Raw genomic sequence first — 21,395 nt, 5'->3', positions numbered from 1 at the left:
CCATTCGATAAGCGAAGGAAAGCACCCATGAGCAACCGCATCGTCCTGCGCGCCGGCGAGGCGCTCGTCGCCGGCGGCCCTCCCGGAACCGCGGCCGAGCCCGAGGTCGTGATCGGCGAGCTCGACGGGCCGGTCGGGACCGCGATCGCCACGCTGACCGGCGACCAGGTCCAGGGCCACACCCGCGTGTTCGCGCTTCTGAACACCGACATCATGGTGCGCCCGGTGACGCTGTGCGTCTCCAAGGTCACGGTCGACAATTCGCGCTACACCAACATCCTTATGGGCACGGTGCAGTTCGCGATCGCCAACGGCGTGCTGGACGCGGTCCGCGCCGGCTACATCCCGAAGGAAAAGGCCAACGACCTCGGCGTGATCTGCTCGGTCTGGCTCGCGCCCACGATCGTCGACGTGAAGGACCTCGACCACAAGGTGCTGTTCGACATCCACCGCAAGAGCATGTGCGAGGCGATCCGCAAGGCCATGGCGTCGGAGCCGACCATCGACTGGCTGCTCGAGAACCAGGACAAGATCACGCACAAGTACTACCAGATGGGTCTCGACGGTAAGGTCTGAGATTGGGCCGAGGCGGCTGCGCCGAGTTGGGCGCGACCGTCACCCCGCTCGTCATCCCCCGGCTTGTCCGGGGGATCCACGCCATGTCGTAGGGCGTCGTGGCGTGGAGACGTGGATGCCCCGGACAAGCCGGGGCATGACGAACTGAACTTGGCGCGCCGCCCCTTCAGGCCGCCACGCTCGCCCGCAGCGCCGCGAGCGTGTCGCGGAACCCGCCGGCCCGGCCGAACACCCGCTCCATCAGCAGCGCGCCTTCGAGCGTCGCGATGATCTGGCGGGCGAGCGCTTGGCTGCCGACGCCCGGACGCAAGTCTCCCGCCGCCTGTCCCTCGGCGATGACCGCCGCCAGCCACTCGACATGCTTGGCGAAGAACGCCGAAAGCGCCGTCCGGAAGGCCGCAGGCAGCGCCGCGACCTCGACCGCGAGCGCGGCGCAGAGGCAGCCAAGGTCGTCCTCCAGCCCCTTCAGATAGAGCGCCGCATAGGCGTCGATGCGCGCGGGCGCGTCGGCGTGAGCCTCAAGGATCTTGGCCATCGCGGCGTCGTAGCGCTCGTCATAGGCCGCCACGAGCGCCAGCCCCATCGCCTCCTTGGACGGAAAGTGGTGATGGATGCTCGCCTTGGTGATCCCGACCTCGGCCGCGAGATCGGCGTAGCTGAAGCCGGCGTAGCCGAGGCGGCGCACCAGCCTCTCGGCCTCGATCAGCAATCGGTCTCGGGTCTTCAGGGACATCGGCGAAGTATCCGGCGCAGCAGGGCCCCGTCAACGCGCGTCCAGGCGAGGGGGCGGCGATGAGTGAGTTCGGCCGGCAAGCCGGGGGACGCCGGCGGCGGCGCGCGGGCGGCGTCCGAAGGGTTCGGAAGGGGCATGTCGTTCACGCCGGCCTCCTTCCTTCGAGAGCGCTTTGCTTTGCCGAACTGCGTGCTTCGAGACGCCGACCTCCGGTCGACTCCTCAGCATGAGGGGCGTGGGAGATTGGCGTCTTCTAAACCTCCCTCATGCTGAGGAGCCTGCGTCAGCAGGCGTCTCGAAGCACGCACTCGGCGTCATCCCAAGCTGACGCCTGATCCCACGCCCGCACGCCGGCGAGGTCCCGGAGCATCTCCTTCACGCCCGCCTCGATCCGCTCGCTCCGGCCGCCCGCGTCCTTGATCCGCCCATCGTGCACCCTACTAGTAGGTTGGTGAATTTGGGAGGATACGTATGTTTGACTGGAACGGTTATCGCGACGCCCTCGGCGGCCGGCTCGGCGAGCTGGCGAAGCTCAGTCCCGACGTGATGAAGGGGCACGACACGCTGGCGGCGGCGGCGACCGCCGGAAAGGTTCTGGACGCCAAGACCCGGGAGCTGATCGCGCTCGCGGTGGCGGTGACCACGCGCTGCGACGGCTGCATCGCGGTCCATTCCGAGGCCGCCCGCAAGGCCGGGGCGAGCAAGGAGGAGCTCGTCGAGGCGCTCGGCGTCGCGATCGCGCTCAACGCGGGCGCGGCGCTGGTCTATTCGGCCCGCACGCTCGACGCGTTCGACAAGTCCTGAAAGCGCGCCCGCCGGCCGCGACGCGCGGCCGGCGGGCCAGAACTCACTTCACGCCGAGCAGCTCGACGTCGAAGATCAGCGTGGCGTTCGGCGGGATGACGCCGCCGGCGCCGCGCGCGCCGTAGCCCATCTCCGGCGGGATGATCAGCGTGCGCTTGCCGCCGACCTTCATGCCCTCAAAACCCTTGTCCCAGCCCTGGATCACCATGCCGGCGCCGAGGCGGAACGAGAACGGGTCGCCGCGGTCGACGGAGCTGTCGAACTTCGTCCCCTTTTTGCCGCCGTCGTCGAGATAGCCGGTGTAGTGCACCTCGACCTGCTGGCCGGCCTTGGCCTCGGCGCCCGAGCCGACGACCGTGTCCTGATATTTGAGGCCGCCCGGGCCGGCCTTCGTCTCGACCGCCGCGGCGGGCGTCACCGCCATGGCGAGCGCGAGGCCCCCGAGCGTGGTGAGCGCGACCATAAGACTCATGCGTCTGATCCTTCCTTAGCGTGCCTTGGAGCCGATCGGCGGCCCCGCGTTCCGGCCGCCTTATAGCGGCCTTCCCGCCGTCTTGGCGCCCTTCGCGGGTCACATCCGATCAATAGCTCGGCTTCAGCGGCCGGCGCGCTCGATTCGTCCGCCGCGCGTAAACGCTCAAGCGGAGTTCGATCCATGATGGACGGCGGAGGCGAAATTTTCTGGATTCTCAGCGCAGTGGCCGGCGTGATCATGCTCGGCGGCGGGCTCGCGCTGTCCATGGTGCGCGAGCGCGAGCTCACCGACGAGGAGCGCGCCGCTTCCGACGAGGCGACGCGCCGGCTCTACGCCGAAGAGGCCCGCGACGGGGCGCGGTGAGCAGGGCGTCCCCCTCGCCCTTGCGGGGAGGGGCCGACGGCGCGGCGCGTTGACGACTGCGCTCTGGTTCCTAGCGCCGCGAAGGGTTGACGTGCACCGTCTTGCCGTTCGGCAGGATGAGGTCGCCGGGGATCTGGCCGGGCTCGCAATCGCCGAGGCGGCGGGTCTCGATCGCGGTCGAAAACGTGCGGTTGAGGCCCGCGTCGCCGCCGTCGCTGCGCATGGTGGTGAGGGCCTGGGCGCGCGCGTAAGTCTCGAAGTCGCCGGTGACGGTCACCTTGTTGTCGACCGAGAGACCGCCCGACGAGCACACCGCGCCGGCCGCATAGCCGTCGGCGGTGCGCTTGAAGTCGTTGTTCTTGCACGTCAGCACCGAGGTCAGCTGCAGCACCAGCCGGTCGGTCGCGGCGTCGATGCACTCTTTCGCGCCGGTGCGCCCGGCGTCCGTGATGGTCATCGTCTCCCAGAGGCCGGGCGCGCGCTTCGGCACGGACGAGATGTCGGCGGACGCGAGGCCCGGCGCGGCCATCAGGAGCGCTGCTGCGAGCGCGGTCCGGAGTCCGGCGGTCGGCGTCATGGCGAGTAAGCCCTCGGGTGCGAATCTTCTGCGGCCGCGCCGCATCGCCTGAAGCTGGAGCGCCGCGCGTCGCACGGCAATGGGATTTTGGACGCCCGCCGCGCGCTGCGCGTTTCCGAACCCTCACGGGCGCGCTATCTGCTCGTGACAAGGGGCCGAACCGCCTTGTCAGGGGATGCGCGATGCGCTGGGACGATTTTCGCCGGAGCGACAATGTCGACGACGTGCGCGGCGAGGGCGGCGGCGGCGGCTTCCGCTTCCCCGGCGGCGGAGGCGGCCTCGGCATCGGCGGCCTCATCGTCGTCGGCCTCGTCTCCTGGGCGCTCGGCGTCGATCCGCGACTGATCCTCGCCGGCATCGACGCGGTCCAGGGCGGCGGGGGCGGCGGCTACGAGCAGCAGGACCGGCCGCAGGGGCAGCGGCGCGAGCTCAGCCAGGCCGAGCAGCGCCAGGGCGAGTTCGTGCGCGCGGTGCTCGCCCAGACCGAGGACGTCTGGACCGAGATCTTCCGCGAGCAGGGCAAGCGCTACGAGGCGCCGCGGCTCACGCTCTTCAGCGGCCAGACGCGCTCGGCCTGCGGGCGGGCGGTCTCGGCCATGGGACCGTTTTACTGTCCGGGCGACCGCCGAGTCTATCTCGACACCGAGTTCTTCGACGAGCTCACCCAGAAGTTCCGCGCGCCCGGCGACTTCGCGCGCGCCTATGTCATCGCGCATGAGATCGGCCACCACGTGCAGAACCTCATCGGCGTGATGGACAGCGCGCAAGGGGCGCGCGAGCGGGCGCGTTCGGAGGAGGAGTCGAACGCGATCTCGGTCCGGATCGAGCTTCAGGCCGATTGCCTCGCGGGCGTCTGGGCCGCGCGCGCCGACGCCAAGTTCAACATTCTCGAACAGGGCGACGTCGAGGGCGCGCTGAAGGCCGCGAGCGAGATCGGCGACGACAAGCTGCAGCGGCGCTCGGGCGGCGAGGTGGTGCCGGACAGCTTCACCCACGGCTCGTCGGCGCAGCGCACCCAGTGGTTCAAGACCGGCCTGCAGAGCGGCGACATGCGCCGCTGCGACACCTTCAAGGCGCGCCTCTGACGCTCTTGTCCCGGGCTTGACCCGGGACCCAGAACCGACGGCGTGTCCCAGTTTTCGGGATGTTCGCCGCTCTTAGCTGCAGCCGCCTCGGTTCTGGGTCCCGGCTCAAGCCCGGGACAAGAACGGCGCTACCTCTCGTCCAGCGCCCTGGCGCAGAGAATGTCGATGATCGTCACCGCGCCGACGATCGCGACGGCGGCGATCGCGGCGTTGCGCTTCGGGTTCGCTCGCGTAAGCGCGGGCGCGAGCGTCCAGAGGTCCATGGCGTCGCCCGCGACCCGCGCCCAGATCCACATCGACCGGCCGCGCCCGCGCCGCCAGCCGAACAGCCCGGCGCCGGTCGCCATCTCGCGCGCGCCGAAACCCTTCAGGAAGGTGTGGTTCTCCCGCAGGCCCACCGACTTCGCGAGCGCCCCGGGTCGCGCGAGCTCGAAGGCCGCGAGCGCGAGCTGGGCGAAGCCGAGGCCGGTGGCGTAGCGCTCGGCCTCGCGCTTCGACGGAACCTTCAGGACGGGCAGGGGCATGCGTGGGGTCTCCGGCGGCCGTGAAAGGGACACAGGGTTTGGCGCGCAGGCGCGGCGCGTCCAGAGGCGCGTCGGCTCACGCAGGGCTCGCGATCGCGTGATCGAGCGCTATGTCTCCCTCATGCGCGGCCTTGGCCGATCGCTCATCCCACCGGAGACGACGAATGGCGGCCAAGGGCTCGAAGGCGGTGATCTATGCGGCTCTTGCGGCCAATCTCGGCATCGCCGTCGCGAAGTTCGCAGCGGCCGCCTGGACCGGTTCGAGCGCGATGCTTTCGGAGGCGGTCCACTCCCTGGTCGACACCGCGAACCAGGGCCTGTTGCTGCTCGGGCTGAAGCGGGCGGCGCGACCGGCCGACGTCGACCATCCCTTCGGCCACGGCATGGAGGTCTATTTCTGGGCTTTCGTGGTGGCGCTGCTGATCTTCGCGCTCGGCGGCGCCGTCTCGATCCACCAGGGTTGGCGCAAGCTCTGGGCCCCCGAAGAGATGCACGATCCGTGGATCAATTTCGCCGTGCTCGGCGTCTCGATCGCGCTCGAGGCCTATTCGTTCAGCGTCGCGCTCAAGGAGCTTCGCGCGGTCGACGCCAAGGGCACGACGTTCGCGGCGATCCGCCGAAGCAAGGATCCCAATGTTTTCGCGGTGCTGTGCGAGGACGCCGCCGCGCTGGTCGGCCTCGTGATCGCGCTCGTCGGCGTCGGGCTCGCCTATCTTCTTGAGGCGCCGGCCTTCGACGCGCTCGCGTCGATCGCCATCGGCGTGCTGCTCGTGCTGGTCGCGATCTTCCTCGCGCGGGAGACGCTGAGCCTGATCACCGGCGAAAGCGCCTCGCCGGAGGTGCGGGCCGACGTTCGGCGCATCCTGGGAGCGGACGCTCGGGTCGTCTCGGTGCAGGAGGCGCTGACCATGCATCTTGGACCGACCGAGGTGCTGCTCGCGGCCTCGCTCGACTTGCGCGACGATCTCGACGGGGCGGCGGCCGAGGTGGCCGTGCGCGAACTCACCGCCGCGATCGAGGCCGCGCATCCGGAAATCACGCGGATCTTCCTGCGGCCGATCCAGACGCCGGCCGCGGGGCGAACGCCGCAGCTCGCGACGGCCTGAGGCTCAGACTTCCGGACGGCGCGCCGCCAGGCGACGGGCGAGGCGGGCCTCGAGGCTTTTTGCGCCGCGGACCTCTTCGGCGGAGGCGACGAGCTCGGCGAGGCGGCGCGGCTCGCCCGCAAGCGCGATCGCGATCAGCGCGCCGGCGTCGTGGGCGATGAGCGCGCCGATCCGCGACAGAATCGCGGCGCTTGGGATCATGGCGCAGAACCAGAGGCCCGGAATGGCGTGCAGCCCCCCGCGCGGCGTGATCTTGACGAGATGGAGCAGGACCTCGAGCCCGGTCGAGACGCCGTAGAGGAAGGCGAGCGCGGTGAGATAGCCGAGCGCCTTGTCGACGCCGAGCACCGTCGCGCCCTTGTTCATGACGCCCCAGGCGAAACCGCCGGCGACCAGCGCGCCGATGAGCCCCCAGCACAGCGCGACGATGAGGGCGTAGAGCGCGGCCGTTTCGGGCATGCCGGCGCCCTTGAGCGCCGCTAGCCGCACCGGCGTCGTCTCCGGCATCAGCCAGGAGACCTGCGGAGCCATTCCGGGGATCGGACGCCAGAGGTCGTGGCCGAGCCCGAACGCGATCACGCCCGCGATCACGGCGAAACCCGTGACGATCAGGGCGGTGCTCGCGCGGAACGATGGGGCTCTACTCATAAAGCGATCGTAGGGCGGCCCGAGGCCCCAGGCGACGTTCATTTTTCGTTATGGTTAACGCCGCTTAACCATGCGCGTTAACGAAGGTTAAGCAAGGGCTTGTCCCGGGAGAGGCGCGGCCTCTCAGCCCGCCGTCCAGCGCGCCGCGGCGTCGTCGTCCGAGCCCTTGGCCGCGACCCACGCGGCGCCCTCGGCGGTCTCCTCGCGCTTCCAGAAGGGCGCCGAGGTCTTGAGATAGTCCATCAGGAACTCCGCCGCCTCGAAGGCCGCGCGGCGGTGGGACGCGACGGTCGCCACCAGCACGATCGGCTCGCCCGGCAGGATGCGGCCGTAGCGGTGGAGAACGAGCGAATCCGCAAGGCCGAAGCGCTGGCGCGCCTCCTGCTCGATGCGGCCGAGCTCTTCTTCGGTCATGCCCGGATAATGCTCGAGCGTCAGCGCCACCAGCCGGGCGCCCGAGTCGGCCCGGTCGCGGCAAAGTCCCGAAAACGTCACGACAGCTCCGACGTCGGCGCGGCCGAGCGTCAGGCGCGCGGCCTCGTCGCCGAGGTCGAAGGGCTCTTCCTGAAGGCGGACGACCATCGCCGGCTCAGCCGCCCGTCATCGGCGGGAAGAACGCGATCTCGCGGGCGCCGGCGAGCGACGCGTCGGCCTTCACGTGGCGGCGGTCGATCGCTGCGCGGATCGAGGGGCCGGCCTCGAAGGCGTGGGCGTAGTTGGGGCCGCGCGCGCGCAGCCAGTCGATGAGTTCGGCCACCGTGCCGACGCCTGCGGGAAGCTCCGCCTCCTCGTCGGCGCGCCCGACGCGCTCGCGCACCCAGGCGAAATACATCAGTTTCATTCGGCCGGATCCTCGAGCACGAACCGCAGTCCCGCCCGGAAATAGTCATAGCCGGTGTAAAGCGTAAGGATCGCCGAGAACCACAGCAAAGCGAGGCCGATCTCGGTGTTGTGCGGCAGCACCTGGTCGCCGGCGGGGCCTGCGAGCAAGAAGCCGAGCGAAACGAGCTGCGCGGTCGTCTTCCACTTGGCGAGCTTGGTCACCGGCACCGAGACGCGCAGCTCCGCGAGGAACTCGCGAAGGCCCGAGACCAGCACCTCGCGGCACAGGATCACCACCGCGGCCCAGAGCGACCAGCCCGTGATGGTGTTGATGGCGCAGAGCATCAGCAGGCAGGCCGAGACCAGCAGCTTGTCGGCGATCGGATCGAGCATCCGCCCGAGCGGGGAGGACTGGCCCCAGATGCGGGCGAGATAACCGTCGAGGAAGTCGGTCACGGCCGCGACGGTGAAGAGCGCGAGCGCGAGCCACCGGGCGGTGTCGCCGCCGACGAAGAGACAGGCGCAGACCATCGGCACGATGGCGATGCGGCCATAGGTCAGGAGGTTCGGAAGGCTCAGCGCGTGGTCGCGCGAGGGATTGGCCACGCGGCTTGCCCTGCGCGCGGGGGCCGGTTCGAAGTGGCTTTCGGTGCTCATGTCGGGACTGCGCAGTCTTCGGGCCGGCGACGATCAATTCCGCTCGACGTCACCATGCGGGCGGGCGCCGCGTCAACCGGAGACACGCGTCCGGGGCGACCGGGGCGTGATCCGGCGCCGCGCCGGACCGCGCCCCGATCGCGGCGGCGCTACATCGTCACCACGATCTTGCCGACCTGCTGGTTCGACTCCATGAAGCGGTAGGCCTCGACGATGTCGTCGAAACGGAAGCTCCTGGCGATCGCAGGCTTCAGCGCGCCCGACGCCAGTCCCTCGACCACGAAGGCCTTGGCCTTTTCGAGACGCTCGGGGTTCTGCGTCACCTCGTGAAGCTGGTAGCCGCGGATCGTCAGCATCTTGCCGAGCAGCGCCATCACCGAGACCGGCACGTCGCGGACGTCGAGCGCGCCGTACTGGAAGAAGATCCCGAAGGTCGAGAGGCTGTCGAGGATCTTGGCGACCTCCGGCCCGCCCACCGGATCGAACGCGACCCGCGCGCCCTTGCCGCCGGTGATCGTCGCGACCTCGGCGACGAGGTCCTGCTCTTCGGTGGCGATGACGTGCTTCGCGCCGGCGGCGATGAGGGCGTCGCGCTTGGCGCCGCCGCGCGTCAGCGCCACCGGGACCGCGCCCAGCATGTTGGCGATCTGGATCGCCGCGAGGCCGACGCTCGAGGAGGCGGCGCGGATCAGCACGACGTCGCCGGCCTTGACGTCCGCGATGTCCACGAGCGCGCCATAGGCGGTGACGAACATCATCCAGGTGGCGGCGGCCTCTTCCCAGCTGAGGTTCTCCGGGTGCTTCACCACGCCGAAGGCCGGCGCGTTGACGAGTTCGCCGTGGAGGCCGAATTCGCCCAGCGTGAAGCAGGGCACGACGCTGACCTTGTCGCCGATCGCGAACCCCTCGACGCCGGGGCCGAGCTTCTCGACGACCCCCGACGCCTCGTAGCCGTTGAGCGCCGGAAAGACCGGGTCGCTCACATAGGTCCCGGTGCGGAACATCACCTCGGCGCGGTTGAGGCCGAGCGCCTTGGTCTCGATCCGGATCTCGCCGGCCTTCGGGTCCGGAACCTCTACGTCCTCGATCTTGAGAACCTCGGGCTCGCCGATTTCGTGGAAGCGGATGACGCGGCTCATGGCTGGGCTCCTCGTGTCGGTCGTCAGTTGCGGTGCGACGTGAGGTAAGCTGGCGGCGATTGCGCGACTATGCGTTCAAAACTGCTTGGGGAGGTGAGGCGGGCTCATCAATCGCGCGGCTGCGCCGCTTCACGAAGTCGATGAAGGCGCGCATGCCGAAGGAGAGGTTCGCGCGGCCGGGATAATAGAGGAAGAAGCGGATCGGGCCGGTGCGCCAGTCGGGCAGGATCTCGACGAGCCGGCCGGCCGCGACATGGGCGCGGCCCTGCGCCTCGAACATGTAGCCGACGCCCGCGCCCGCGAGCGTGGCGTCGAGCACGAGGTCCATGTCGTCGAAGGTGAGCGTCGCGGCCGGCTCGACCTCGATCGGCGCGCCGTCGCGCCGGAACCGCCACAGGAACGGCTTTCCGCTCGGGAAGCGATAGGCGACGCAGGAGTGGCCCTTGAGGTCCGCCGGATGGAGCGGCGGCGGATTTTCCGCGAGATAGCCGGGCGCGGCGTAGGCGGCGTAGCCGAGCCACGGGCCGATCGGCGTCGCGATCATGTCTTCGGCGATCAGCTCCCCGTGCCGCACGCCGGCGTCGAATCCGGCCGCCACCACGTCGTCGAGCTGGTCGCTGCCGGCGACCTCGATCCGCATGCCGGGATGGAGGCGGACGAAGTCGGCGATCACCTCGCCGACCGCGAGCCGCATGGCCTGACGCGGCGCGTTGATGCGCAGCGTCCCGCGGGGGGCGTCGCGGAACTGGTTGAGGTCCTCGATCGCCGCGTCGATGCCGTCGAAGGCGGGGCCGAGGCTTTCGAACAGCCGCTGGCCGGCCTCGGTCAGCGCGACGCTGCGCGTCGTCCGGTTGACGAGCTTGAGTGAGAGCCGGTCCTCGAGCTGCCGCAGCGAGTGGCTTACGGCCGAGGGCGAGACGCCGAGCTCGACCGCGGCCCGGCGAAAACTGCGGCGCCGGGCGATTGCGACGAAAGCGGCGAGCTCGGGAAAATTATGCGCCGGCATCGGTGAGCCCAACTCACGAGAGGGCCCGTGATAGCTGAGCCTCGTGGCGTGGTCGAGCAAAGCGAGGCGCTCTTAGCCTTTGCCGTCGTGAAAATGGTCGTAGACCGCCTTCGCCACCGTCTTGCTGACCCCGGGCGCCTTTTCGAGGTCCGACAGCCCGGCCCGCGCCACCGCCTTGGCGGTTCCGAAATGGGCGAGCAGAGCGCGTTTGCGCGACGGGCCGATGCCCTCGATCTCGTCGAGCGGGTTCGCCACGAACTCCTTCGAGCGCTTGGCGCGGTGGAAGCCGATGGCGAAGCGGTGGGCCTCGTCGCGCAGGCGTTGCAGATAGTAGAGGACCGGGTCCTTCGGCGGCAGGCGGAACGGCGTCTTGCCGGCCATGAAGAAGGTCTCGCGCCCGGCCTCGCGGTCGACGCCTTTCGCTACCCCGACAAGCGGCACCTGGGCGTCGAGCCCGAGCTCGGCCAGCGTCTCGCGCGCGGCGGTGAGCTGCCCCTGTCCGCCGTCGATCAGCACGAGGTCGGGCCAGGGCGGGGCGTTGTCGGGCGCCTTGCCGTTCTCGTCTTTGGGCGATTCCTTCTGCAGCCGCTGGAACCGGCGTCGCAGCACCTGCCGCATCATCGCGGTGTCGTCGCCGGCGGAAAGCTCCTCGGGGCGGATGTTGAACTTGCGATAGTGGTTCTTCGAGAACCCCTCCGGCCCGGCCACGATCATTCCGCCGACCGCCGCCGTCCCCATAATGTGGCTGTTGTCGTAGACCTCGATGCGGGCGGGCGGCGAGGGCAGTCCGAAGGCCTCGGCCACCCCCGCCAGCAGCCGCGTCTGGGTCGAGGTCTCGGCGAGCCGGCGGCCGAGCGCCTCGCGGGCGTTGTCGTGGGCGCGGACCACTAGCTCGCGCTTCTCGCCGCGCATGGGGACCGCGACCTCGACCTTGCGGCCGGTCTTGATGGTCAGCGCCTCCGAAAGCAGCGCGCGGTCCTCGACGTCCTCGGAAAGCAGCACGAGGCGCGGCGCCTCCTCGGCGTCGTAGAACTGCGCGAGAAACGAGCCCAGCACCTCGCGCGGCTCCATGCTGCGGTCGGCCTTCGGGAAGTAGGCGCGCGCGCCCCAGTTCTGGTAGGCGCGGAAGAAGAACGCCTCGATGCAGGTCTGCCCGCCCTCGGCGTGGATGGCGAAGACGTCGGCCTCCTCGACGTCGCGCGGGTTCACGCCCTGGCTCGACTGGATGGCCGCGAGCGCCGCGATGCGGTCGCGATAGACGGCGGCGCGCTCGAAATCGAGCGCTTTGGAAGCGCTCGCCATCGCCTCGTTCAGCTCGCGCTTCACCCGGTCGGACTTGCCGGTGAGGAAGTCGCGCGCCTCGTCGACCAGCAATCCGTAGTCATCGATCGAGATCTCGCCGGTGCAGGGGGCCGAGCAGCGCTTTATCTGGTGGAGCAGGCACGGGCGCGTCCGGCGCTCGTAATAGCTGTCGGCGCAGGAACGGAGCAGGAACGCGCGCTCCAGCGCGTCGATCGTGCGCCCGACCGCCCCGGCGGACGCGAAGGGCCCGAAGTAGTCGCCCTTGCGGTTGCGCGCGCCGCGGTGCTTGGCGATCTGCGGCGCCGCGTGGTCCATCGCGATCAGGATGTAGGGGAACGACTTGTCGTCCCGCATCAGCACGTTGTAGCGGGGCCGCAGCCGCTTGATGAGGTTGGCCTCGAGCAGCAGCGCCTCGGTCTCGGTCTCGGTGGAGACGAACTCCATCGAGCAGGTCTCGGCGATCATCCGCGAGATGCGGGTGTTGTGCCCGACGCCGCGCGCGTAGTTGGCGACGCGCTTCTTCAGCGAGCGCGCCTTGCCGACGTAGAGAACCTCGCCCTTGCCGTCGAACATCCGGTAGACGCCCGGCCCGTTCGGCAGGTGGCGGAGCTGCGCCTTGATGACCTCCGCGCCGCGCTTGAGGCTCTCGGGCGCGGCGTCGAGCTCGGCCTCGGCGGTCTCGATCTCGCGCTCCTCGACGATGTCGTCGTCGGGCTCGAGGGGAGGGCGGTCCTGTTCGGTCATTGAAACGAATCTAGTCGTGGCGAGGCCGCGCCGCGAGGGCGGAAAGGGAACTGCGCGCTTCGAGACGTTCGGCTTGCGCCAAGCTCCTCAGCATGAGGACCGCTGAGGAGCCGACTTCCTCGTCATGCTGAGGAGCCTGCGAAGCAGGCGTCTCGAAGCACGCACTATCGTCGCCGGCTTGTTCAGTCGATGGCGTCGGCTGTGCGCCAGGCGAGATGCTGGCCGGCGTCCACCGGGATCATGGCCCCGGTGACGCTGCGCGCGCCGAGGAGATACAGCGCCGCGTCGGCGATGTCCTCCGGGCTCGGGCCGCGGCCCATCGGGGTCGCGGCGGCCTGCGCGGCGAACTGGTCCTGCGACTGGCGCGGGTTCGGCAGGGTCGGCCCCGGCCCGACCGCGACGACCCGTACCTTCGGCGCGAGCGCCTGGGCGAGCGTGGTGGTCGCGGTCAGGAGCGCGGATTTCGACAGCGTGTAGGAGATCGCGCGCGGCGTGAGCTTCAGCACGCGCTGGTCGACGATGTTGACCACGCACGGATCGAGGCCCTCGGGCGCCTGCGCCGCGAAGGCTTCGGCGAGGAACACCGGCGCGCGCAAGTTCAGCGCCATCTGCCGGTCCCACAGATCCGCGTCGAGCGACCCGACCGCGTCCTCCTCGAAGGACGACGCGCAATTGACGAGCGCCGACAGAGGACCAAGCGCCGCGACAGCCGCCGAGACGAGCCGCGCGGGAGCCGCGGGATCGCACAGGTCCTCGGCGAAGGTCTCGGCGCGTCCGCCGGCCGCGCGGATCTCTTCGGCCAGCGCGCCTGCGTCGCCGCGCGAGGATCGGCAGTGCAGCGCGACGGCGTAGCCCGCCGCCGCAAGCCGTCGCGCGATCGCGGCGCCGATGCGCCTGCCGGCGCCGGTGACGAGAGCCGCGCCGCTCACGAAAACGTTCCGGGGCGCGCCGCCGCCCCGTTGCTCTGTCGCTTCATCGACGTCCGACCTGTCCTGCGCATGGCCGGGCTTATACGCGAGACGCGCGCCGCGGGACGCAAATTTCCAGAAGAATCAACGTCGGCCGGCCGGTCACGTCCGCGAGAGGCCATGGCGTCGACGCGGGCGCGCCACAATCGGGAGTCTATCCGTCTCAGACCGTTGCTCTTTTTCGCAGGGGTCCGGCGGCCTGCGCGTGGAACCAAACGATGGGATCAACGTTGATGAGCCGATCGACCTTCGGGGGTCTGTGTCGCGCTTTAAAAGTCGCGACGTCGGAGTCGAACTGGATGTTTCGCAAGATTTGGCTCTCGGGCGCCGCGGCGCTCATGACGGCGGGGGCGGCGCAGGCCGCCGACATGCCGTCGTTGGAGCCGGTCGCCCCCGTCGCCGTTCCGTCGTTCTCTTGGTCGGGCGCCTATGTCGGCGTCCAGGGCGGCTACGACTGGTTCAAGGCCGACGCCCGCGGCGGCGGCGTCTCGCCCACGACCCGGCCCGAAGGTTTCACGATCGGCGGCTACGCCGGCTACAACCACCAGTTCGACGGCTCGCCGCTTGTCCTCGGCGCAGAAGCCGACATCAACTATTCCGACGCGCGGGACAGCCGCGTGACGAGCGCCTTCACGGGTCTCCCCAACGCGCGGCTGCGCGAGGAGATGAAGTGGACCGGCGCCGTGCGCGGCCGGCTCGGCTACGCCTTCGACCGCTTCCTCGTCTATGGCGCGGCCGGCGTCGCCTTCGCCGACCGAGAGCTCAGCGCCCGCGGGGCCGCGGGCGGCTCGGACGACACCGTCGCGGTCGGCTGGACCATCGGCGGCGGCGTCGAGGCCGCGCTCACCGACAACGTCACGGCGCGCGTCGAGTATCGCTACTCCGATTATGGCGCCGACACGTTCAGCGTTGCCGGCACCCGCATCAAGTCAGAGGCGACCGACAACCGGGTTCTTCTTGGACTCGGATACAAGTTTTCGACCGGTTGGTGACAATCTTTGCAAGACGAGATTGTGTCACTTTCTGGCCATTTGAGAGACGAAAGGTGGGCGATGAGCCCATTTATCGGGGCCGCGAAAAGGTCTGCGCGGTTAAATCGGGGTTAAGGAACGGAAGTCACTGTCACCCGATAGCCACGGACTCTGTTTTGTGGCGATGGCAGGCTATCCGCTCGACTGCTCCGGCGTTAATTTGGGGCAACCAAACAAACTTAGGACTTGAGACAATGATCCGTCACATCGCTCTCGGGGTAGCCTCGGCCGCCGCTCTCGCTCTCGCCGTTCCGGCCGCTCAGGCGGCGGATCTTCCTGCCTACGAGCCGGCCCCCGCGGTCGTCGCTCCGGTGCCGTCCTTCAGCTGGTCGGGCCCCTATATCGGCGCCCAGGTCGGCCACGGCTGGCAGCGCGCCGTGAACCAGAAGTCGAACGGCTGGATGCTCGGCGGCTTCCTCGGCTACAACTACCAGTTCGACGCCTCGCCGGTCGTCGTCGGCGTCGAGACCGACTTCAACTGGAGCGATCAGGACGGCCGCAAGGCCGCCCGCGGCGGCACCACCCGCACCAACTCCGACTGGAACGGCGCGACCCGCGCCCGCGTCGGCTACGCCTGGGATCGCGTGCTGGTCTACGGCGCGGCCGGCCTCGCCTACGCCGATCGTGAGGTCAAGCGTTCGCCCGGCGGCAAGGACAGCAAGACCGCGACCGGCTGGACCGTCGGCGGCGGCGTCGACGTCGCGGTCACCGACAACGTCTTCGTGCGCGGCGAGTATCGCTACACCGACTACGGCAAGGACACGTTCCGTCTGCCGAACTCGTCGCTCAAGTCCTCGGCCACCGAGCATCGCGTGATGGGCGGCCTCGCGGTCAAGTTCGACTCGCCGTTCTGATCCGGCGGGCGGCCGCAGCGGCCGCCGCAGCCTCAAAATCGAGAACCCCGCGACGAAAGTCGCGGGGTTTTTGTTTAGGGCGGGTCAAGCTTTACGCCTCGCTAATGTTTGGCCGGTAAATTGACGAGGTCGCCGGGGGGCTTTGTGCATCGCCCCTGTCCGGCGCCGCGTTTCGTTTGTTCCGTCGCGTTCCGGACCTCCCCCGTCCGGATGAGTGCTGAGGTTTCGTCATGTTGCGTATCGTGTCCCTGGCGGCCGCCGCCGTCGTCTTCGCCGCCCCGGCCTTCGCCGCGGACCTCCCGGCCTACGAGCCCGCGCCGGCCTACGCCGCGCCCGCTCCCGCCTCCACCTGGACCGGCGGCTATGTCGGCGCCCAGGCCGGCTACGGCTGGAAGCGCTCCGACAACAAGAACGGCCGCCCCAACACCCAGCCGGACGGCGCGGTGGTTGGCGGCTACGCCGGCTATGATTACCAGTTCGAGGGTTCGCCGGTCGTCGCCGGCGTCGACACCGACCTGAACTACAACACCGGCTCTGACCGCAATGGCCGCGTGCGCAACGAGCTCAAGTGGTCGGGCGCGACCCGCGCCAAGATCGGCTATGGCATGGACCGCGTGATGGTCTATGGCGCGGCCGGCGTCGCCTACGGCGAAGTCAAGACCAAGGTCGGCCCGTCCTCCGACAGCAAGACCGCGGTCGGCTACACGGTCGGCGGCGGCGTCGAGACGATGATCGCCGACAACGTCACGGCCCGCGCCGAGTATCGCTACAACGACTACGGCACGGACAAGTTCAAGGCCGGCGGCGGCTCGATGAAGTCGAACCTCACCGAGAACCGCGTCACCGCGGGCGTCGCCTACAAGTTCGGCGGCTGGTGAGATCGGCCTGGCTTCCTTAAAGGGAGCAAGGTCTCGTGATCGGAAGGGCCTCGCGCGGAAAACCGCGCGGGGCCTTTTCGCGTCCTGAGGGTCGTTAACGCTCTGTTGACTCCGTCGACTCTTAATCGTCCGCGAAACGATCCGTTAACCCGATGGTCGCGCCTTGCGGGCGAGGCTTGGCGGATCAGACGGGCCGGTCGCGCCCGCCATCCGGACGGTTCATGACGGCTTCCGCGCTCAGATCTCTTGGCTTCAGGTCTCTTGGCCTTTGTCTCGCGCTTGTCTCGCCGGCTGCGGCCGCGGACCTGTCCGAGGCGGCCGCAGACCGCTGGACCGGGCCCTGGGTCGGCGTGATCGTCGGCGCGGGAGACCTCGGCGGATCGGGCGCGCTCGGCGGCGTCGCGGGCGGCTATGCGGCTCAGTTCGACAATCTCGTGATCGGGGCCGAGGGCGAAGTCTCCTTCGGCGGCCTCGACGGGCGCAGGCTCGGCGGCCGCTATGAGGTCGAGGCCTTCGGCGCGATCCGGGCGCGGGTCGGCTACGCCTTCGACCGCTTCGTCGCGTTCGGGACGGCGGGCGTCGCCTTCGCCTCGGCGGAGTTCGCGCGCGGCGGCGAGCGCGACCGCCGGACCCAGCTCGGCTGGACGGTCGGCGGCGGCGTCGAGGTCGCGATCACCGGGGCGCTGTCGGCGCGCGCCGAATATCTCTACGTCGATCTCGACCGGGACGGCTTCGACGTTCCGGGCGGCGCCTCGATCGGCCCGTCGGGCGGGCTCGCGCGGTTCGGCCTCAACTATCGCTTCTGACGCGCCGAAGGTCCTCTACCCCGAGTCCCGCCTCGCCCTAGACTACCTCGCGCCAGACACCAAACGGGGGCAGGATCCATGGGCGTTTTCGACTTCATCAAGGACGTGGGCGAGAAGCTCTTCGGCGCGAGCGAGGCCAAGGCCGCGCCCGCCGACAAGATCAAGGAAGAGCTGGCCAAGCACGGTCTCGACGGCGACGACGTGAAGGTCACGGTCGACGGCGACACCGTGAAGATCGAGGGCGCGGCACCCTCTCAGGAGATCCGCGAGAAGATCATCGTGGCGGCCGGCAACACGCTCGGCGTCTCGAAGGTCGAGGAGAACCTCACGGTCGCCGGCGGCGCCAAGGAGCCGAAGTTCTACACGGTGAAGAAGGGCGACACGCTGTCGGCCATCGCCCAGTCGCAACTCGGCAAGGCCAACCGCTATCCGGAGATCTTCGAGGCCAACAAGCCGATGCTGACGCATCCGGACAAGATCTATCCGGGCCAGAAGCTCCGCATTCCGGAGTGAAATGACGTGACGGGAGCGGGACGGCGCGAGGCCGCTCCGCTCCCTGTTCTTCAGTGCGGCGCGGTCTTGTCGTAAGCGGGAACCGCCGCCCGGAAGGCGTCGAGCCAGGCGACGAGCCCGGGATGGGTCGCTCGCCAACCGCCCTCGAAGCGCAGGTCGAGATAGCCGAGCGCGCAGGCGGTCGCGATCGCGCCGACCGTGGTCTCGACGGCGGGCGGAGCCGCCTCGATCGCCGCGAGCGCCCGCGTCACCTTGCCGGACTGCGACTCCAGCCAGCGCTCGGAGCGCTTGTCGGGCTCGCGAAGCCGCGCCTCGTAGATCTGGAGCAGGGCGGCGTCCATCAGCCCGTCGGCGAGCGCCTGCAGTCGAAGCGCGGCGAAGCGGGCCGCAGGCTCGGCCGGGATCAGTCGTCCGCCGCCTGCGAGATGGTCGAGATATTCAAGGATCACCCGGCTGTCGAAGAGGACGAGGCCGTCCTCGAGCACGAGCGCCGGGATCTTGCCGAGCGGATTGAGGGCGCGGATCGGGTCGTCCGGGTTCATCGTGTCGGTCGCCACGATCTCGATCCGGTCCGACAGTCCGAGCGCCGCCGCGGCGATCTTGACCTTGCGGCCGAAGGGCGAGGGCGGAGAAGACCGCAGAACGAGCATGGCCGAAACCTCCGTCATGGACCGAAGAAGCCGCGCGCCGGCGAGGCGCGTCGCGCGCCGCCCTCATGCCCGAGACGCGTCCCGGACGCCATGACTTTCTGAAGCTGCGGCGCGGCTGGAAGGCCGACGCGCAAAAGGCGACGCTCATCGGCCCGATGGGGCGCGGACGAGACGTCGGCTTCTCGCACGAATGGCCAGGGCGGCCTTGGGCCGCCCCCGGCCGGTCAGCCCACCGTGATGTTGACGGCCTTGGGGCCCTTGCCCTTGCGGTCTGGCTCGACGTCGAACGAGACCTGCTGGCCTTCCGACAGCGTCGCGAGGCCCGAACGGGTCACTGCGGAGACATGAACGAAGATGTCCGTCCCGCCATCGTCCGGCTTGATAAAGCCGTAACCCTTTTCAGTGTTGAAGAATTTAACCGTACCGCTCTGCGCCATCGAAGTTCCCCAAGCAGTCTGCCGGAGCAAGCTTTCTCTCCTCCGGCCGGCGCCGCCCCCGCGCGCCGTCTGGCCCGGCGAGCCAAAAACTCGACCGAACGCTACTTGGTAACGATATCGCCCGCGAGATGGCAAGGCGAAAAAATGGCGCTTTTGCCGCTCAAACGCCTCATTCCTAAACGCTGAGCGCCTCAATCTGCGCCTCGGCGCCTTCAGCTTGCGCGAGCGCCCGCGCAATCTCAGGGAGCCCAGCCGTCAATTCGTCCGCGAGCGTCCATGGCGGGTTGGCGATCACAAGTCCGGAACCTGCGAGCGTTTTGGGGTCGCGGGCGGCGCGGACCAGCAGGCGGACGTCCAGAAGCTTCGGCACGCCGGCCTCGGCGAGCGGCTTGAGGAAGGCGGCGTCGGCGCGCTGATCCTTGATTGGGCGCCACAGCGCATAGGTTCCGGTCGGCCAGATGCGGTGCGCCTTCAGGAAGGCCTCGGCCATGCGGCCATGTTCGCCCGTCTCCTCGAAGGGCGGGTCGACCAGCACGAGGCCGCGGCGCTCGCGCGGCGGCAGCCAGGCGCCGAGCGCCGTCCAGCCGTCGATCTCGGTGACCTTCGCGCGCCGGTCGCGCCCGACGACGTCGACGAGCGCGGCGACGTCCTTTGGATGCTTCTCGCAGAGCCGCAGCCGGTCGCCGGCGCGCGCGAGGCGCAGGACGATCTCGGGCGAGCCGGGATAGAGGGTCGGGCCAAGCTCGGCGAGCACCGCCCGCCACGGCGCGAGCAGCGTCTCGGCCGCCTCGCCGAGCCTCTTGTCGCGCAGGCGCCCGACGCCGTTGCGCCATTCGCCGGTGCGCTCGGCCTCCTCGCCCGAAAGGTCGTAGATCCCGACGCCCGCATGGGTGTCGAGATAGCTCCAGGGAGCGTCCTTCAGATTGAGATGCGCGACGATCTTGGCCAGCACGACGTGCTTCAGCACGTCGGCGAAGTTGCCCGCATGGAAGGCGTGGCGATAGTTCACGCCGCGTCCGGCTCGTCCTCTGCCGGCGGCGGCAGCATCACGACGAAGTCCTTCGAGCAGGGCTCGAGCACGCTCCAGACGCCGGTGAAGCCCGGCTCCAGCACCAGCGCGTCGCCGGGGCCGAGCGGCACGGGCTCGCCGTCGTCCGGGATCACGACGCAGCGGCCGGAGCGAAGTCGGCACCATTCCCATTCGTCATAGGCGATCTTCCAGGAGCCTTCCGTCGCCTCCCAGACGCCGGTGATCAGGCGTCCGTCCGGCGCCTCGTAGTGGACGGCGGTGCGGAAGGTCGGAGAGCCTTCGACGACGCGCTCGGCCGGAGGAACGCTCTCCTCCCAGATCTCGATGACGTCGGGGCGGTGCAGCCGCATGGCGGCGGTCGCGTCGTGGTCCATCAGCGGGCTCCTGAGGCCGGCACCGAGACGCGCGAGGCGCGGCAGGCGCGGCGGTCGACGTCGGCGCAGGGGCGAAAGGCGAGGTCCTTGGTCAGGCAGACCCTGACCTCCTGCATGTCGCCGTCGCGGCACTGGACCGCGATCCCCGACGGCTTCATGCCGGGATTGGCGTCGATGAAGGCGCGTTCGACGTCGGCGGGCGAGACGTCGCGCTCGCGGTCGGCGCTCATGAAGTCGGCCGGCGTCTTCACCTTGGCGGCCGCGGCCCGGACCGTGTCGAAATAGGCTCGCGGGTCGAGCCCCGAACAGGTTCCGTGCTTGCGCCACTCGTGCCGCACGAGCCCCGGGCTCGGCATGACGTCGAGCATGTCGTCGACCTGCGCGCGGGTCGGGAAGCGGCCCGTCACCCGGCAGTCGCTCGGGAAGCCGCGCTCATATTGCGGCCAGAGCCCGTGCACCACGAAGGCGAAGCGCTTTGACAGGCCGCATTGGGTCGGGTCCGGACGGTCGGACTGGGCGCAGTAGGTCGGAGACCACGACAGCGACAGCACGTAGAAATCGAACTCGCCGGCCTGGTGGCCGCCGCGGGACTGCGCCCCGGCCGGGCCCGCGAGCGCAAGCGCGGCCGCGAGCGCGAGCCCGAAAGACCTCACGGGCGGGCCATCTTGCAGCCCGGCGCATAGGCGAGCGACCGGTCGAGCCCGCTCACGCACCATTCGACGCCCCAGGACAGGCTCGCGAAGCCCTGCTGCTCGGCGATGTTGTAGGAGACGAGGCGCTTGCGGCCGTCATTGGTGAAGCTGTGCGCGACGCAGAAACGGCGCGGAACGAAGGACAGGCCCCAGCTGCGATAGCCGACCTCGCGCGGGCGGCGGAACTCGACGAGCTCGAGGCCGGAATTCCAGTAGGCCTTCTCGCGATGCGCGAAGGCGCTCGTCACCGACTTCAGCACCGCCGGGTCGTCGCAGCCCGGCAGCAGGCCCGAATAGCCGCGCTCGAACGCCGGGTCATGGCGATAGGTCACGACCGAGCCGCGGGGCGAATAGTCGGCGGCCGAGGCCGCGCCGACGCCGAGAACGGCCGCGGCGAGCGCCGCCGCAAGGATCACGATCCGTTTCATCTCATCCGTCCTCGGACTGCCCGTCGCGAGTCGGCCGCCGACCCCCGCGCGTCGACGGACAATCTGTCGCCGTCCGGGCCAAATCAAGCAGCGCAGGGCGCGGTGGTTAAGCGGAGAAGTCGCTTTTTCGTCAGGTGTGTCGGCGCGCCACGCCCGTGCGACCGGCGGCGCGC

The 21,395-nt window shown here is 69.6% G+C and carries 28 protein-coding genes; 10 read left to right on the top strand and 18 right to left on the bottom strand.

Annotation, left to right across the window (positions count from 1 at the left end; genetic code table 11):
- Positions 1-27: 27 nt before the first annotated feature.
- On the top strand, positions 28-576 hold the full coding sequence (locus ACFOWB_RS21365; RefSeq protein ID WP_261402255.1) for a formaldehyde-activating enzyme: 549 nt from the start codon (positions 28-30) through the stop codon (positions 574-576).
- A gap of 166 nt (positions 577-742) precedes the next feature.
- Here the strand turns inward: ACFOWB_RS21365 and ACFOWB_RS21360 are convergent, their stop codons facing one another.
- Positions 743-1,309, bottom strand: a complete 567-nt coding sequence (locus ACFOWB_RS21360) for a TetR/AcrR family transcriptional regulator (protein WP_261402256.1) — start codon at positions 1,307-1,309, stop codon at positions 743-745.
- A gap of 471 nt (positions 1,310-1,780) precedes the next feature.
- Between ACFOWB_RS21360 and ACFOWB_RS21355 the strand changes: the two genes are divergently transcribed.
- Positions 1,781-2,113, top strand: coding sequence for a carboxymuconolactone decarboxylase family protein (locus tag ACFOWB_RS21355; protein ID WP_378149219.1), 333 nt, complete (start codon positions 1,781-1,783; stop codon positions 2,111-2,113).
- A gap of 43 nt (positions 2,114-2,156) precedes the next feature.
- Here ACFOWB_RS21355 and ACFOWB_RS21350 read toward each other — a convergent pair whose 3' ends face one another.
- The gene (locus tag ACFOWB_RS21350) at positions 2,157-2,585 is read right to left on the bottom strand and encodes an FKBP-type peptidyl-prolyl cis-trans isomerase (protein ID WP_378149217.1); all 429 of its coding nucleotides are present in this window, start codon (positions 2,583-2,585) and stop codon (positions 2,157-2,159) included.
- Positions 2,586-2,768: 183 nt separating this feature from the next.
- On the opposite strand from ACFOWB_RS21350, the gene ACFOWB_RS21345 reads away from it, so the two are divergent.
- Positions 2,769-2,951, top strand: coding sequence for a hypothetical protein (locus ACFOWB_RS21345; protein WP_378149215.1), 183 nt, complete (start codon positions 2,769-2,771; stop codon positions 2,949-2,951).
- Positions 2,952-3,021: 70 nt separating this feature from the next.
- On the opposite strand, the gene ACFOWB_RS21340 is transcribed toward ACFOWB_RS21345, so the two are convergent.
- Positions 3,022-3,528, bottom strand: a complete 507-nt coding sequence (locus ACFOWB_RS21340; protein ID WP_378149213.1) for a DUF3617 domain-containing protein — start codon at positions 3,526-3,528, stop codon at positions 3,022-3,024.
- Positions 3,529-3,710: 182 nt separating this feature from the next.
- Here ACFOWB_RS21340 and ypfJ point away from each other — a divergent pair, with 182 nt between their 5' ends.
- Positions 3,711-4,613: a KPN_02809 family neutral zinc metallopeptidase gene (gene ypfJ, locus ACFOWB_RS21335; protein WP_261402258.1), complete on the top strand. Its 903-nt coding sequence runs from the start codon at positions 3,711-3,713 to the stop codon at positions 4,611-4,613.
- 128 nt (positions 4,614-4,741) lie between these two features.
- On the opposite strand, the gene ACFOWB_RS21330 is transcribed toward ypfJ, so the two are convergent.
- Complete coding sequence (locus ACFOWB_RS21330) at positions 4,742-5,137, bottom strand: hypothetical protein (protein WP_261402259.1); 396 nt, start codon at positions 5,135-5,137, stop codon at positions 4,742-4,744.
- Positions 5,138-5,301: 164 nt separating this feature from the next.
- Between ACFOWB_RS21330 and ACFOWB_RS21325 the strand changes: the two genes are divergently transcribed.
- Positions 5,302-6,243, top strand: coding sequence for a cation diffusion facilitator family transporter (locus ACFOWB_RS21325; protein ID WP_261402260.1), 942 nt, complete (start codon positions 5,302-5,304; stop codon positions 6,241-6,243).
- Between the two features lie 3 nt (positions 6,244-6,246).
- Here the strand turns inward: ACFOWB_RS21325 and ACFOWB_RS21320 are convergent, their stop codons facing one another.
- From ACFOWB_RS21320 to ACFOWB_RS21285, 8 genes are all read right to left on the bottom strand, one after another.
- Complete coding sequence (locus ACFOWB_RS21320) at positions 6,247-6,891, bottom strand: hypothetical protein (protein WP_378149210.1); 645 nt, start codon at positions 6,889-6,891, stop codon at positions 6,247-6,249.
- A gap of 123 nt (positions 6,892-7,014) precedes the next feature.
- Positions 7,015-7,473 carry a molybdenum cofactor biosynthesis protein MoaE gene (locus tag ACFOWB_RS21315; protein WP_378149208.1) on the bottom strand — a complete coding sequence of 153 codons (459 nt, stop codon included), beginning with the start codon at positions 7,471-7,473 and terminating at the stop codon, positions 7,015-7,017.
- Between the two features lie 7 nt (positions 7,474-7,480).
- Entirely contained in the window at positions 7,481-7,732 is a 252-nt protein-coding gene (gene moaD, locus ACFOWB_RS21310) for a molybdopterin converting factor subunit 1 (protein WP_261402263.1), read from the bottom strand.
- Positions 7,729-8,370, bottom strand: coding sequence for a CDP-diacylglycerol--glycerol-3-phosphate 3-phosphatidyltransferase (gene pgsA, locus ACFOWB_RS21305; RefSeq protein WP_378149205.1), 642 nt, complete (start codon positions 8,368-8,370; stop codon positions 7,729-7,731). Before pgsA ends, moaD begins: the two co-directional genes overlap by 4 nt.
- Positions 8,371-8,519: 149 nt before the next feature.
- Positions 8,520-9,509 carry a zinc-dependent alcohol dehydrogenase family protein gene (locus ACFOWB_RS21300; protein ID WP_261402264.1) on the bottom strand — a complete coding sequence of 330 codons (990 nt, stop codon included), beginning with the start codon at positions 9,507-9,509 and terminating at the stop codon, positions 8,520-8,522.
- A gap of 67 nt (positions 9,510-9,576) precedes the next feature.
- Positions 9,577-10,515, bottom strand: coding sequence for a LysR family transcriptional regulator (locus ACFOWB_RS21295; RefSeq protein WP_261402265.1), 939 nt, complete (start codon positions 10,513-10,515; stop codon positions 9,577-9,579).
- 72 nt (positions 10,516-10,587) lie between these two features.
- Complete coding sequence (uvrC, locus tag ACFOWB_RS21290) at positions 10,588-12,561, bottom strand: excinuclease ABC subunit UvrC (protein WP_261402266.1); 1,974 nt, start codon at positions 12,559-12,561, stop codon at positions 10,588-10,590.
- Between the two features lie 182 nt (positions 12,562-12,743).
- Entirely contained in the window at positions 12,744-13,490 is a 747-nt protein-coding gene (locus tag ACFOWB_RS21285) for an SDR family oxidoreductase (protein ID WP_378149202.1), read from the bottom strand.
- Positions 13,491-13,828: 338 nt separating this feature from the next.
- Here ACFOWB_RS21285 and ACFOWB_RS21280 point away from each other — a divergent pair, with 338 nt between their 5' ends.
- The 5 genes from ACFOWB_RS21280 (at position 13,829) to lysM (ending at position 17,611) form a co-directional block, all read left to right on the top strand.
- Positions 13,829-14,521 (top strand): outer membrane protein, encoded by a 693-nt coding sequence (locus ACFOWB_RS21280; RefSeq protein ID WP_261402267.1) that lies wholly within the window; start codon positions 13,829-13,831, stop codon positions 14,519-14,521.
- A 233-nt stretch (positions 14,522-14,754) separates the two neighbouring features.
- The gene (locus ACFOWB_RS21275; protein WP_261402268.1) at positions 14,755-15,414 is read left to right on the top strand and encodes an outer membrane protein; all 660 of its coding nucleotides are present in this window, start codon (positions 14,755-14,757) and stop codon (positions 15,412-15,414) included.
- Positions 15,415-15,644: 230 nt separating this feature from the next.
- The gene (locus tag ACFOWB_RS21270; protein ID WP_261402269.1) at positions 15,645-16,292 is read left to right on the top strand and encodes an outer membrane protein; all 648 of its coding nucleotides are present in this window, start codon (positions 15,645-15,647) and stop codon (positions 16,290-16,292) included.
- A gap of 221 nt (positions 16,293-16,513) precedes the next feature.
- Positions 16,514-17,098, top strand: coding sequence for an outer membrane protein (locus ACFOWB_RS21265; protein ID WP_261402270.1), 585 nt, complete (start codon positions 16,514-16,516; stop codon positions 17,096-17,098).
- 78 nt (positions 17,099-17,176) lie between these two features.
- Positions 17,177-17,611, top strand: a complete 435-nt coding sequence (gene lysM / locus ACFOWB_RS21260) for a peptidoglycan-binding protein LysM (protein ID WP_261402271.1) — start codon at positions 17,177-17,179, stop codon at positions 17,609-17,611.
- Between the two features lie 50 nt (positions 17,612-17,661).
- On the opposite strand, the gene ACFOWB_RS21255 is transcribed toward lysM, so the two are convergent.
- The 6 genes from ACFOWB_RS21255 to ACFOWB_RS21230 form a co-directional block, all read right to left on the bottom strand.
- Positions 17,662-18,261: a glutathione S-transferase N-terminal domain-containing protein gene (locus ACFOWB_RS21255; protein ID WP_261402272.1), complete on the bottom strand. Its 600-nt coding sequence runs from the start codon at positions 18,259-18,261 to the stop codon at positions 17,662-17,664.
- A 224-nt stretch (positions 18,262-18,485) separates the two neighbouring features.
- Positions 18,486-18,698: a cold-shock protein gene (locus tag ACFOWB_RS21250; RefSeq protein WP_261402273.1), complete on the bottom strand. Its 213-nt coding sequence runs from the start codon at positions 18,696-18,698 to the stop codon at positions 18,486-18,488.
- Between the two features lie 175 nt (positions 18,699-18,873).
- A complete protein-coding gene (locus tag ACFOWB_RS21245) occupies positions 18,874-19,707 on the bottom strand; it encodes a 23S rRNA (adenine(2030)-N(6))-methyltransferase RlmJ (protein ID WP_261402274.1) in 834 nt (277 codons plus the stop codon).
- Positions 19,704-20,102: a cupin domain-containing protein gene (locus tag ACFOWB_RS21240; protein ID WP_378149196.1), complete on the bottom strand. Its 399-nt coding sequence runs from the start codon at positions 20,100-20,102 to the stop codon at positions 19,704-19,706. The genes ACFOWB_RS21245 and ACFOWB_RS21240 overlap by 4 nt, the downstream gene beginning before the upstream one ends.
- Positions 20,102-20,755 carry a ribonuclease T2 family protein gene (locus ACFOWB_RS21235; protein ID WP_378149194.1) on the bottom strand — a complete coding sequence of 218 codons (654 nt, stop codon included), beginning with the start codon at positions 20,753-20,755 and terminating at the stop codon, positions 20,102-20,104. Before ACFOWB_RS21235 ends, ACFOWB_RS21240 begins: the two co-directional genes overlap by 1 nt.
- Entirely contained in the window at positions 20,752-21,222 is a 471-nt protein-coding gene (locus ACFOWB_RS21230) for a hypothetical protein (RefSeq protein ID WP_261402276.1), read from the bottom strand. The genes ACFOWB_RS21235 and ACFOWB_RS21230 overlap by 4 nt, the downstream gene beginning before the upstream one ends.
- Between the last annotated feature and the right edge of the window lie 173 nt (positions 21,223-21,395).

It is taken from the genome of Chenggangzhangella methanolivorans (genome assembly GCF_042648545.1).
Lineage (GTDB): Bacteria > Pseudomonadota > Alphaproteobacteria > Rhizobiales > Methylopilaceae > Methylopila > Methylopila methanolivorans.
The sequence above is the reverse complement of the archived record's forward strand: the minus strand, read 5'-3'. Positions and strand labels throughout refer to the sequence as shown.